Annotated in this window: 9 protein-coding genes; 3 read left to right on the top strand and 6 right to left on the bottom strand. The window is 66.1% G+C overall.

What is annotated here, in order from left to right:
• Positions 1–111: 111 nt before the first annotated feature.
• From GGQ61_RS18365 to ppsA, 3 genes are read right to left on the bottom strand one after another with little or no spacing between them, the layout of a single operon-like run.
• Positions 112–1137, bottom strand: a complete 1026-nt coding sequence (locus GGQ61_RS18365; protein ID WP_183775995.1) for a class I fructose-bisphosphate aldolase — start codon at positions 1135–1137, stop codon at positions 112–114.
• Between the two features lie 13 nt (positions 1138–1150).
• A complete protein-coding gene (locus GGQ61_RS18360; RefSeq protein ID WP_183775993.1) occupies positions 1151–2341 on the bottom strand; it encodes a phosphoglycerate kinase in 1191 nt (396 codons plus the stop codon).
• Positions 2342–2395: 54 nt separating this feature from the next.
• Positions 2396–4804 carry a phosphoenolpyruvate synthase gene (gene ppsA / locus GGQ61_RS18355; RefSeq protein ID WP_183775991.1) on the bottom strand — a complete coding sequence of 803 codons (2409 nt, stop codon included), beginning with the start codon at positions 4802–4804 and terminating at the stop codon, positions 2396–2398.
• Positions 4805–5121: 317 nt separating this feature from the next.
• On the opposite strand from ppsA, the gene GGQ61_RS18350 reads away from it, so the two are divergent.
• The gene (locus GGQ61_RS18350; protein WP_183775989.1) at positions 5122–5304 is read left to right on the top strand and encodes a hypothetical protein; all 183 of its coding nucleotides are present in this window, start codon (positions 5122–5124) and stop codon (positions 5302–5304) included.
• A gap of 65 nt (positions 5305–5369) precedes the next feature.
• On the opposite strand, the gene GGQ61_RS18345 is transcribed toward GGQ61_RS18350, so the two are convergent.
• On the bottom strand, positions 5370–6317 hold the full coding sequence (locus tag GGQ61_RS18345; RefSeq protein ID WP_183776100.1) for a 1-phosphofructokinase family hexose kinase: 948 nt from the start codon (positions 6315–6317) through the stop codon (positions 5370–5372).
• Between the two features lie 150 nt (positions 6318–6467).
• Here GGQ61_RS18345 and GGQ61_RS18340 point away from each other — a divergent pair, with 150 nt between their 5' ends.
• Both GGQ61_RS18340 and tpiA read left to right on the top strand, forming a co-directional pair.
• Positions 6468–6902 carry a PAS domain-containing protein gene (locus GGQ61_RS18340; RefSeq protein ID WP_183775987.1) on the top strand — a complete coding sequence of 145 codons (435 nt, stop codon included), beginning with the start codon at positions 6468–6470 and terminating at the stop codon, positions 6900–6902.
• Positions 6903–6920: 18 nt separating this feature from the next.
• Positions 6921–7733 (top strand): triose-phosphate isomerase, encoded by an 813-nt coding sequence (tpiA, locus tag GGQ61_RS18335; protein ID WP_183775985.1) that lies wholly within the window; start codon positions 6921–6923, stop codon positions 7731–7733.
• Between the two features lie 106 nt (positions 7734–7839).
• On the opposite strand, the gene GGQ61_RS18330 is transcribed toward tpiA, so the two are convergent.
• Both GGQ61_RS18330 and GGQ61_RS18325 read right to left on the bottom strand, forming a co-directional pair.
• On the bottom strand, positions 7840–9186 hold the full coding sequence (locus GGQ61_RS18330; RefSeq protein ID WP_221221122.1) for an APC family permease: 1347 nt from the start codon (positions 9184–9186) through the stop codon (positions 7840–7842).
• A gap of 64 nt (positions 9187–9250) precedes the next feature.
• Positions 9251–11611: a heavy metal translocating P-type ATPase gene (locus tag GGQ61_RS18325; protein ID WP_183775983.1), complete on the bottom strand. Its 2361-nt coding sequence runs from the start codon at positions 11609–11611 to the stop codon at positions 9251–9253.
• Positions 11612–11666 lie beyond the last annotated feature (55 nt).

Below are 11666 nucleotides of genomic sequence, written 5' to 3'. Positions count from 1 at the left end.
GCGCGTTCTTGTAGCTGGGACGATTCATCTCAAGTTGGACGCGAGCGGCGCCTCCACATTACAGTCCGGTCAACGCGCCGCTCCGATCGAAGGTGCGCGCAGCAAACCCTGTCAGGCCGCCGTCTCCAGGGCCAGGGTCCACTCGCCGCGGCTCGCGAGGCTGTTCATCCGCGCGCGGTGGGCGAACGCGCCCTGGGCCCGCGCGACGTTGTCCGCGAGGCCGGCCCAGGCCCGCTGGGCCGTCGTCTGCAGCGCGCGGCCGTAGGAAAACGTCAGGGTCCAGGGCAGCGGACCCATGCGATTCATTGCGTCCAGATGTGCGGTCGCCGCCGCGTCTGGCTGCCCGCCTGAGAGGAATGCGATGCCCGGCACGGCGGCCGGCACGGTGGCCTTCAGGACCCGCACCGTGCGTTGGGCGACGTCCTGAATGGCGGTCTCATCCGCGCCGGGGGAGACTGTGAGCACCATATTGGGCTTCAGGATCATACCCTCGAGCGCGACCCGCTGTTCAAACAGTTCCTGGAAGGTGGTCTGCAACACGAAGCGGGTGACCTCTTCACGGCGGCTGATATCGGGGTCGGCGTCCATCAACACCTCGGGCTCCACGATCGGGACGATATCGTGGGCCTGGCAGAGCGCGGCATAACGGGCCAGGGCCTGGGCGTTCGCCCGGATCGCGCCGTGCGTCGGGAGCCCGTCGTCCATATCGATCACCGCACGCCACTTGGCGAACCGGGCGCCGCGCTCACGGTAGGCGTCCAGCCGTTGGGCGAGCCCATCCAGACCTTCGGTGATCGACTCGCCCTCGAAACCGGCAAGCGGCACGGTCCCATGATCCACCTTGATCCCTGGGACTGCCCCGGCCGCGGTGATCAGGTCCACCAGTGGCGTCCCGTCCGAAGCGTCCTGCCAGATCGTCTCGTCGAACAGGATCACGCCCGACACGTAGCGCGACATCGGCTCGCGGCTGCGGAAGAGGAATTCCCGATAGTCGCGCCGGGTCTCCTCCGTCGAGGCCACGCCGATGGCGTCGAAGCGCGCCTTGATCGTCCCGAAGGACTCGTCGGCGGCGAGCAGCCCCTTGCCCGGGGCCAACAGTTGCGAAACGGTCGCGTTTAGCGTGGGCAGATTTGGCATCGGGTCTCACTCCTCAGTCTTGCAGCACGGCGACGCCCGGCAGCGTCTTTCCGGCCATCCACTCCAGGAAAGCCCCACCCGCCGTGGACACGACGTCGAAGGCGTCCGTAATCCCCGCCGCCCTCAGCGCCGCGACGGTGTCGCCGCCGCCAGCCACCACCACCAGGTCGCCCGATTGGGCGCGGCCAGCGGCATGCCGTAGGGCCCGCATCGTGCCTGAATCGAACGGCGGGCGTTCGATCACCCCGAGCGGACCGTTCCAGACCAAGGTGCGCGAGGCGTCCATGGCCTGCAGCATCTGGGATACGCTGGCCGGGCCCAGGTCGAAGATGCTGTCTGCCGCCTGGATGGCGGCCAGCTCGATGACCCGCGGCGCGGCGTCCGGCGCCTGCGTGTCACCGACGACGACGTCGATCGGCAGCAGGATTTCGCAGCCTGAGGCGCGCGCCGTCTCCAGGATAGCGCGCGCATTGGCGGCCATCTCCGGTTCCTGGAGCGAGGCGCCGACGTCGTGCCCCTGGGCGAAGCAGAAGGTGTTCGCCATGGCGCCGCCCAGGGCGAGCCGCTGCAGGCGCGTCACCAGGTGGTTCAGCAGGTCGAGCTTGGTGGAGACCTTGGCCCCGCCGATAATCCCCATCACCGGCGGCTCGGGCGACCCCAACACGGTCTCAAGCTGCTCGAGCTCTCGCTGCATCGCAAGGCCGGCGAAGGCCGGCAGAAGGTGGGCGAGTCCTTCCGTCGATGCATGCGCCCGATGCGCCGCGGAGAACGCATCGTCCACATAGAGGTCGCCCAGAGCGGCCAGGTCGCGGGCGAAGGCTGGGTCGTTGCGTTCCTCGCCTGGATGGAATCGCAGGTTTTCGAGCAGGAGGACCTGACCATCGGCCATTTTGCGGACGGCGGCCTGGGCCAGGTCCCCCACGCAGTCCTCTGCGAAGGCCACCGGCGCGCCCATGAGCCTCGCCAACGGCTCGACGACAGCCCGCAGGCTCATCGACGCCACGCGCTGACCCTTGGGTCTGCCAAGATGAGACATCAGGATGACCTGGGCGCCCTTCTGATGAAGGAAACCGATGGTCGGCAGGGCCGCGCGCAGACGGGTGTCGTCGGCCACGCGACCCTCGGCCAGCGGCGCATTGAAATCGACCCGTACGAGCACGCGTTTCCCCGCCACCTGCGCCTTGTCCAGCGTTCGCAAGCCCATGACCGTCACCCGACCTCCTTGTGATCTCGTTCAAGCTGCCTCACGACAGCGCGGTCATGCCCTTGGCGAGGGGCTGCGCTCGGCGGCCTCGGCGGCGGCGACCGCGCGCTTGACGGCGACGAAACTGTCGGGGCTGACGGAGATGGAATCGATGTTCCGGGCGACCAGGTATTGTGCGAATTCCGGGTGATTGCTCGGCGCCTCGCCGCAGATGCCGACCTTCGCATCCGCCCGATGAGCGGCGACGATCACTCTGTCGATCATCCATTTGACCGCTTCGTCCTGTTCATCGAACAGTTCGGCCAGCTCCGCGGAGTCGCGATCGACCCCCAGCGTGAGCTGGGTGAGGTCGTTACTGCCAATGGAGAAGCCGTCGAAATGCTCGGCGAAGTCTTCGGCCAGGATGACGTTCGAGGGAATCTCGCACATCACATAGATCTCAAGGCCATCGCGGCCGCGCTCGAGGCCGTTCTCGGCCATCACCTGCAACACCTTGCACGCCTCAGCCACGGAACGGCAGAAGGGGATCATCACCAGCACATTGCGGAATCCCATGGTCTCGCGCAGGCGCCGGATCGCACGGCATTCCAGGTCGAACCCTAGGCGGTAGCGCGCCGAATAGTAGCGTGATGCGCCCCGGAACCCGAGCATCGGATTCTCTTCCTTGGGCTCGAACTGCGCGCCGCCGACCAGATTGGCGTATTCATTGGTCTTGAAGTCGCTCATCCGAACGATCACCGGCTTGGGATGGAAGGCGGCGGCGATCCGCGACAGCCCCCGGGACAGACGATCGACAAAATAGTCGGTCTTGTCGGCATAGCCGGCGGTGAGGTCCGCGATGGTTCGCTTCGCGGCCTCGTCCTTGAGGTCGTCGTAGCGAACGAGCGCCATCGGATGGACCTTGACGTGGTTGTTGACCACGAACTCCATGCGCGCCAGCCCGACGCCCTCGGCCGGCAGCCGCCACCAGCGCAAGGCCGCCGCTGGATTGGCGAGGTTGAGCATGATCTTGGTGTGGGTTGTGGGGAGGTCGGCTGTATCGATCATCTGCGTCTCGTAGTCCGCGCGGCCCTCATAGACGAAACCCTGGTCGCCCTCTGCGCAGGAGACCGTCACCACCTGCTCGCCATGCAGCACCTGGGTGGCGTCGCCGGCGCCGACGATGGCGGGAAGGCCGAGCTCTCGGCTGACGATCGCCGCGTGGGAGGTGCGGCCCCCGTGATCGGTCACGATCGCCGCAGCGCGCTTCATGATCGGCACCCAATCGGGGTCGGTGGCCATGGTGACCAGGACCGACCCATCCACGAACTGGTCGATGTCTCGGGGACTCTCGATCAAGCACACGCGGCCGGAGACCACGGCGTCGCCGATCGCCAGGCCCGTGGACAGGACACTTCCCTTGGACTTGATCGTGTAGCTCTTCAGAGCCCCCGATCCGATGCGCGACTGCACGGTCTCAGGTCGCGCCTGAACGATGAAGAGATCGCCACTTTCGCCGTCCTTGGCCCATTCCATGTCCATGGGACAGCCATAGTGCTCTTCGATGATCGCGGCCCAGCGGCCCAGCGCCATGATCTCAGCGTCTGTGAGCACGAAGGAGGCCTGTTCCTGTCGTGAGGTCGGGACGATGCGCGTCGGCGGGCCGTCGATGTCGCCATAGATCATCTTGCGGGCCTTGGCGCCGAGCTTCTTCTCGATGATTGGAACAAGGTTCGGCGTGTCCAGGAACGGCTTGAACACCTCGTATTCGTCCGGATCGACGGCGCCCTGAACGACCATTTCGCCCAGGCCCCAGGCGGCGTTGATCAAGACCACCCTGTCGAAGCCGGTCTCGGTGTCGATCGAGAACATGACGCCTGACCCGGCCCGGTCGGAACGGACCATCTGTTGGACGCCCACTGAAAGCGCCACCTTGAGATGGTCGAATCCCTTCGCCTGCCGATAGCTGATCGCCCGATCGGTGAAGAGGGAGGCGTAGCAACGGCGGCAGGCGTCCAGAAGCGCCGCCTCGCCTCGGATATTCAGATAGCTCTCCTGCTGACCGGCAAAGCTTGCGTCCGGTAGATCCTCCGCCGTCGCGCTCGAGCGGACCGCGACATCGATATCGTCCCGGCCGAGACGCGTGCACAGCGCTTGATAGGCTGCCCTGATGGCTGTCGCGGTGTCGTCGGGCCATTCCCCGCCCACGATCGCCTCGCGGATCGATCGTCCGACGTCAGCGAGCTGCGCCTTGCCGGCGGCGAGATCGTCGAGGGCGGCGGAAACGATCGCCTCCAGACCGTTCGCTTCAATATAGCGTCGATAGGCGTCGGCCGTCGTGGCGAAGCCTGGCGGGACAGGAACGCCGCGTTGTCCGAGGTTCTGCACCATCTCGCCCAGGGAGGCGTTCTTGCCGCCGACGCGCGCCACGTCGGCGCGGGCCACCTGTTCGAACGGCAAGACCAGCACTGTATCGGCGCCCATGAACTTATCCTCTCCCGGTCAAGGCCGGTCGGACGCACCGACCGCGGGGACCGCCACATTGCGCGGCCTTCATGGAGGGAGAGACGCGGATCGGGGTCGATCCTTACACAACGAGGGCGCGCTCAGCCTCGGCGGCCCGAGCGCGGATCGCGCGGGGGGCCGCGATTGATCCTCGCGGTCGCGCCACGGATGATGACGCTCGCAAGCTACGGGCAGGACCGTTCGAGTTTGCGCCCGCCGGACATGTCCGCATGATCTGAATCAAGGTCGGGGATCGGCGACGTCGGTAGGTTGCGGCCGATGAAGGAGCAGGAACCATGACGGCCTACATCGTTTACCTGAAGAGTGACGCTGCGGCGGCCTATGAGGTCGCATTCTGCGAGACCGACGCAGAAGCGCGCGAGTGGGCGGACGCCATTGTTACGCTCACCCCAGGGTTCGAACTTGCCGCGATCCAACGAACCCGCGCAGGGCGTCCGGAGACCTTGGCCTCCCACTGAACCGACACGAGGTGGGGACGCCGCGCGGCGCCGTGCCCGCTTAGCGGCGCGCGGGCCCTGATCGATCAGGTCTCGCTGAGCCCCTGGATCGTGACCTGATCCACAAGCTGTCGCACGTCCACAGCGTGCGCCAGTCCCGTGCCAGGCGCCAGGAGCGCGGCGGCGCCGCCCGCCATCGCATGGCGAAAGGCCGCCTCCAAGCCCGACTCCGAGGCCAAGGCCCAGACCATCGCGCCCAGGAAGCTGTCGCCGGCGCCCACGGTGCTGGCGACCCGCACGGGAAGCGCTGGCGCCCGCCATGCGCGGTCAGCGGTCACCAGCATCGCCCCGTCAGACCCCAAGGTCAGGGCGACGACTTCTGCACCATTCGGGGAGATCAACTCGCGGCACGCCCGTAAGAGCGAAGCCTGGTCGTCAAGGGTCGCGCCTGTCAAATCCTGCAGTTCACGAAGGTTCGGCTTGACGAGATAGAGCTTGGTCTTGAGGGTGGCCCTGAGGGCTGCACCCGAGGTGTCCACCACGAACTTCGCGCCTCGCCCGCGGACAACCTCCGCGGCGCGCGCGTAGAAGTCTTCCGGAACCCCAGGAGGCAGACTGCCGCTGGCGCAGACGAAGTCACAATCGGGAGCGAGGTCGGCTAGTCTGGCAAGACAGAGCGTCCATTCGGGCTCGCTGATTTGCGGTCCGGGGAGGACGAAACGGTATTGCTGCCCGGTCCGCTCGTCGAGCACCGTGAAGTCTTCGCGCGTGTCGCCCGCTATCGGCGTGCCGACACTCCTGACGCCCTCGCCCTCAACCAGGCGCTCAAGCATCTGGCCGACGAAACCGCCGACCGGATAGAGCGCTGTGACGTGCGCGCCAAGGCGCTGGGCGACACGGGCCACATTGATCCCGCCTCCGCCCGCCTCTCGGCGAGTCGCGCCGCAGCGAAGTTTGCGGACCGGTTCAACCGCCTGCGTCGATGTCGACAGATCGATCGCCGGGTTCATGGTGAGGGTCAGAATGTTTGACATGAAGGGACTTCCTCTCGGCGCATCGATGGTCGAAGTCGCGGATCGGGCCGTGTTGAGCCGCGTCAAGGTGGTCTGACGCGGCTCGTGGTCATATGTTTCAGTTCCCAAGGTCCGCGGACGTCCGTGCGGCTGATCGTTTGGATTGTCTCCGTGAAGCACCCCTACCCCCTCCCCGCCCATCTCCCACCCGACCTCTTGCGGGTCCACGCCTATTGGGAGGGGCTCCTGCGCGGCCGCGCAGAGATGCCGTTTTGGGATGACGCCAAGCTCACCGATCTGCCCGACTTGGCCGATCGCCTCTTCCTGATCGACGTCTTTCAGCGGCCGGAGCGGTTTCGGCTCAATACGGTGGGCAAGGCCCTGACCGAACGGGCCATCGAGGGCGAATTCCTCGATGAGGTGGATTTGGGCGCGCCGTTCGACTTCCTGCTGTCGCAGTGCAGCGCGACCGTTGAAGCCGCCGGGCCGTCGCACTTCGGACCCGCGACGCCGTCTGCACCCTCCCCCGCCTATTCTCGCCTGCTGCTGCCCATGTGGGGTGACGGTCGAGTCGGCATGATCCTGGGGGTCGTCGATTTCAGCTGAGCGGCAGAGGGTCTGCGTATGTCGACGAGCTTCCCAAAGACAGGGGACCCCGCGGCGGGTCGCGAATGCGATGGTCTCGACGGGCGGCCGCTGATTGTCGGCAACTGGAAGATGAACGGGCTTGCGGAGGACCTGCCAGAGGTCTGCGGGCTGGCGAAAGCGCTGGCCGCCCATCCCTCGCGCGCAAGGACCGTCATCTGTCCACCAGCCACCCTGGTCGCGAGGATGGCCGAGGTGCTGCGCGGGACCGGAATCGAGATTGGCGGGCAGGATTGCCGCGCCGAGCCCAGCGGCGCCTTCACCGGCGATATTTCGGCGGCCATGCTGGTGGATGCGGGCGCCCGGTTCGTTATCCTGGGACACGCCGAGCGGCGCGCGACCTATGGCGAGACGGACCCGGACGTCGCCGCGAAGGCCGCCGCGGCCGTGCAGGCGGGGTTGCGGCCGATTCTGTGCCTCGGCGAGCAGTTGGACGATCGCGCCGCGGGTCGGGCGCTGGCGGTGATCGGCGAGCAGGTGGAGCGGTGCGTCAGCGGGATCCCGGCAGGCGGCGCGTTCGCCATCGCCTATGAACCGGTCTGGGCGATCGGCGCAGGCATGGCGCCGAGATCCGACGACATTGAAGCGGCGCATGCGCGGATACATGCAGCATTGGTGAAGATGATCGGCGCCGCCGCCAGGCAGGTCCCGATTCTTTACGGCGGCTCCGTCGATGCGGAAAACGCCGCGGACATCCTGAGGCTTCCAAAGGTCGGCGGCCTCCTCATCGGCAGGGCGGCCCTCAGACGTGAAGACTTCCTTCCGGTCATCTGGGCGGCCGACACCCTATGATCCGCCGGCCCCTGCAAGGGCGCGGCGTCTGAAGCTGGCCCGGCGCACCGCTGTGGCAAGTCGTGGACGCCATGGGTTCAGCGTCGAGGTTGCGGCTGACGGATCCTCAATGACGAGCCAGTCGCAGGAATATCCTCTCGCCGCCAAACAGAGCCGCCAAGCCGGCGACGGCGACATAGATGACCGTCGGATCCGCGCGCCCCTTGATGATCAGCAGGGCGCTCAGGACGACCACATCAAGCACGATGGCGGTGAGCAGGATCGCCGCCGACGCGCCCGTCTCTTTTCGGAGATGTCGCAGAAGCCCCCAGTGAATAGAGATGTCCATGATGATGTAGAAGATCGCGCCCAGGGCGGCGATCCGCGACAGATCGAAGAAGATCGTCAGAACCATCGCCGCGACGATCGTGTAGACGAGCGTATGGCCTTGGAGCTTGCCGGACATGCCGAAATGACGGTGCGGCACCAGCTTCATCTCCGTGAGCATCGCCAACATCCGGGAGCCGGCGAACACGCTGGCGATGACGCCTGACGCCGTGGCGATCACGGCGAAGACGATGGTGAAGATTTCGCCGGCGTCTCCAAAGGCAGGGCGCGCGGCCTCGGCCAACGTGGAATTCTTCGCCGCAACTATCTCTTCGAGCGTCAGGTTGCCCGCGACGGCCAAGGCGACCAGCACATAGACCACCATGCCGATGATCAGCGAGTAGATGATGGCGCGGCCGATATCGCGATGGGGATCAACGATCTCACCGCCGCTGTTGGTGATCGTCGTGAACCCCTTGTAGGCGAGGATGCCGAGCGCGACCGCCCCCAGGAATCCCCCGACTGAGGTCTCCTGTGGCGCCACGGTCGCGGAATCGAAGGAGACCCCCGCCACCCAGAGTCCTGCGAGGGCGAAGATCATGATGCCGCCGACCTTGAGGACGACCAGGACGAGAGACAGAGACTGGATGAGGCGATTGCCGATCACATTGACCAGAAACGCGATCCCGAGCAGACCGACGCCGAGCGCCGGCACCAGCCAGGTCTCCTCGCCAATGTTGAATAGCCGCAGGGCGTAGGTCCCGAACGTTCGGGCCACCAGGCTCTCGTTGATGACCATGGAAAAGTACATCAGCAGCGCAAACGCCGCCGTCACCGACGTCTTGCCATAGGCTTTCTCCAGGAACGTCGCGACCCCGCCGGCGGAGGGAAAGGCGTTGGAGAGCTTGACATAGGAATAGGCGCTAAAACCTGAGACGACCGCCGCGGCGACGAAGGCGAGCGGGAACCATGATCCGGCCAGCTCAGCAACTTGTCCGGTGAGGGCGAAGATGCCCGCGCCGATCATTACGCCTGTCCCCATGGAGATTGCGCCGATCAGCGAAAGGCTGTCGCGAGCGTAGTGCGCGGTGATGGTTCCAGACGCCGTATCGGCCTCGTGCTGCTCGTGGCCCATGGCTTCCTTCATTGCCGATTTCCGGATTTTCGGACCCGTCATTCACCCAGTGGTGGAAGACGGCCCTACGACGATTTCAGATCTTCACGGATCGCAGTCGTAGGGCATTGCCGACCACGGACACAGAAGACAGGCTCATGGCCGCCGCCGCGAACATCGGCGAGATCAGGATTCCCAGCGATGGATAGAGGACACCAGCGGCGACGGGCACGCCGAGGCCGTTGTAGATCAACGCGAAGAACAGGTTTTGCCTGATGTTTCGCATGGTCGCCCGCGCCAGTTTCCGGGCGCGGACAATGCCGTTGAGGTCGCCCCTGACCAGGGTCAGACCTGAACTTTCGATCGCCACGTCGGCGCCCGTCCCCATGGCGATTCCCACATCGGCCTGGGCGAGCGCGGGCGCGTCGTTCACCCCGTCCCCGGCCATCGCCACCTTGCGCCCTTCGGCCTGCAGCGCCTTGATGATGCGCGCCTTCTCTTCTGGCAGGATATCGGCGCGAATCTCGTCGATGCCGAGCCGCGCCGCCACCGCCTTGGCCGTGCGTTCATTGTCGCCGGTGGCCATGATGATACGCAATCCCAGCGCGTGCAGGGCCTTGAGCGCGGCCGGGGTGGTCTCCTTGACCGGGTCGGCGACCGAGACAAGACCGGCGATCTTGGACTCGACGATAACGAACATCACCGTCTCGCCCTCGTCACGTCGCGCATTGGCGACGCCAGAGAGCGCGTCGCCTTCGAGCCCCAAGTCCGCGAGCAGCTTCGTATTGCCAAGCGCCACCGGCTGGCCGTCGACGGTTCCCTTCACGCCCTTGCCGGTGACGGCCTCGAACCCTTCGGCCTTGGTCAAGGCGATCCCACGGTCTTCAGCGCCGGTGACGATCGCCTCGGCGAGCGGGTGCTCCGAACCCCGTTCCAGGCTGGCCGCGAGGCGCAGGACCTCGTCTTCCCGATAGCCCGCCTGCGGCAAGACCGCGACGAGCCGGGGTTTGCCGAGGGTCAAGGTGCCGGTCTTGTCGACGATCAAGGTGTCGACCTTGGCGAAGCGCTCGAGAGCTTCGGCGTTCTTGATCAGAACGCCCGCCTGGGCGCCCCGCCCGGTCGCCGTCATGATCGACATCGGCGTCGCAAGCCCCAGCGCACAGGGACAGGCGATGATCAGGACGGCGACCGCCGACACCAGCGCATAGGCCAGGGGCGGCGCCGGTCCCCAGATCGCCCAGGCGATGAAGCTCAAAATGGCGATGCCGATCACGGCCGGGACGAACAGGCCGGCCACGGAGTCGGCGAGCTTCTGGATGGGCGCGCGGCTGCGCTGCGCGTTGGCCACCATCTCGACGATCTGACTGAGGACCGTATCGCCGCCGACGCGTTCGGCCCGGATCACCAGGCTGCCCGTCCCGTTGATCGTGGCGCCGATCACCGTCTCCCCCTCGACCTTTTCGACGGGAACCGGTTCGCCGGAGATCATCGACTCGTCGATCGACGAGCGGCCTTCCACCACCACGCCATCAACGGGAACCTTGTCGCCGGGGCGAACCCGCAAATGGTCGCCAACCTGCACCGCCTCGAGCGGAATCTCCTCCTCTCGGCCATCCGGGCGGATGACGCGGGCTGTCTTCGCAGCCAGATCGAGGAGCGCGCGGATCGCCGAGCCGGTGCGTTCGCGGGCCCCAAGTTCCATAACCTGACCGAGCAGGACCAGGACGATGATCACGGCGCCGGCTTCGAAATAGACGCCGACGTGGCCTTGTGGATCTCGAAACCCGGCCGGGAAAATACCCGGCAGCAGCACCGCCGTAACGCTGAACAGGTAGGCCGCCCCGACGCCCATGGCGATCAAGGTGAACATATTCAGGCTTCGGTTGATCACCGACTTCGCGCCACGAATGAAAAACGGCCAGCCGGACCACAGGATGACGGGTGTGCCCAGGGCCAGTTCGATCCACAATGTCGCGCGCTCGCCGAAGATCTCCCGCAGGAAACCAAGCCCCACATAGGGGCCCATTGTCAGCACCAGCAAAGGCAGCGTCAGCGCGCCCCCTATCCAGAACCGGCGTTTGAAGTCGACAAGTTCGGGGTTCGGACCCTCATCCGCGGACGGCACGCCCATCGGCTCCAGGGCCATGCCGCAGATCGGACAGTCACCGGGCGCATCGCGTACGATCTGCGGGTGCATGGGGCAGGTGTATTTCGTACCTGCCGGAAGTGGGCTGGCCTCCCCACGGGTCGCCTTTGGAGAAAGGTAGGTCTCCGGATGGGCCGCAAACTTGTCGTGACACCCCCGCGAGCAGAAATGATAGGTTACGCCCGCATGCTCAAGGCTCGGTTTGCCTGCGCCGAGCTTCACGCTCATGCCGCAAACCGGGTCTCGGGCCACCGCCGCATCAGCGGAGTCCGAGGCCCCGCCCAATGGCGAACTGCGATCGTGCTTGTTCATGATCCGGCTTTCGTTTCGGCGCGATTGACAATTGTGCATGGCCGCCAACCTGCCG

Source organism: Phenylobacterium haematophilum, assembly GCF_014196295.1.
GTDB lineage: Bacteria > Pseudomonadota > Alphaproteobacteria > Caulobacterales > Caulobacteraceae > Phenylobacterium > Phenylobacterium haematophilum.
Note: the sequence above shows the minus strand (reverse complement) of the source record. Positions and strands in the feature narration are given on the sequence as shown.

What these genes read in the sequence shown, in the direction of transcription:
- tpiA (WP_183775985.1), top strand. Translation starts at nt 6,921, where the DNA reads ATGTCGACGAGCTTCCCAAAGACAGGGGACCCCGCGGCGGGTCGCGAA.
- GGQ61_RS18345 (WP_183776100.1), bottom strand. Translation starts at nt 6,317, where the DNA reads ATGTCAAACATTCTGACCCTCACCATGAACCCGGCGATCGATCTGTCG.
- GGQ61_RS18365 (WP_183775995.1), bottom strand. Translation starts at nt 1,137, where the DNA reads ATGCCAAATCTGCCCACGCTAAACGCGACCGTTTCGCAACTGTTGGCC.
- GGQ61_RS18325 (WP_183775983.1), bottom strand. Translation starts at nt 11,611, where the DNA reads ATGAACAAGCACGATCGCAGTTCGCCATTGGGCGGGGCCTCGGACTCC.
- GGQ61_RS18360 (WP_183775993.1), bottom strand. Translation starts at nt 2,341, where the DNA reads ATGGGCTTGCGAACGCTGGACAAGGCGCAGGTGGCGGGGAAACGCGTG.
- ppsA (WP_183775991.1), bottom strand. Translation starts at nt 4,804, where the DNA reads ATGGGCGCCGATACAGTGCTGGTCTTGCCGTTCGAACAGGTGGCCCGC.
- GGQ61_RS18350 (WP_183775989.1), top strand. Translation starts at nt 5,122, where the DNA reads ATGACGGCCTACATCGTTTACCTGAAGAGTGACGCTGCGGCGGCCTAT.
- GGQ61_RS18330 (WP_221221122.1), bottom strand. Translation starts at nt 9,186, where the DNA reads ATGAAGGAAGCCATGGGCCACGAGCAGCACGAGGCCGATACGGCGTCT.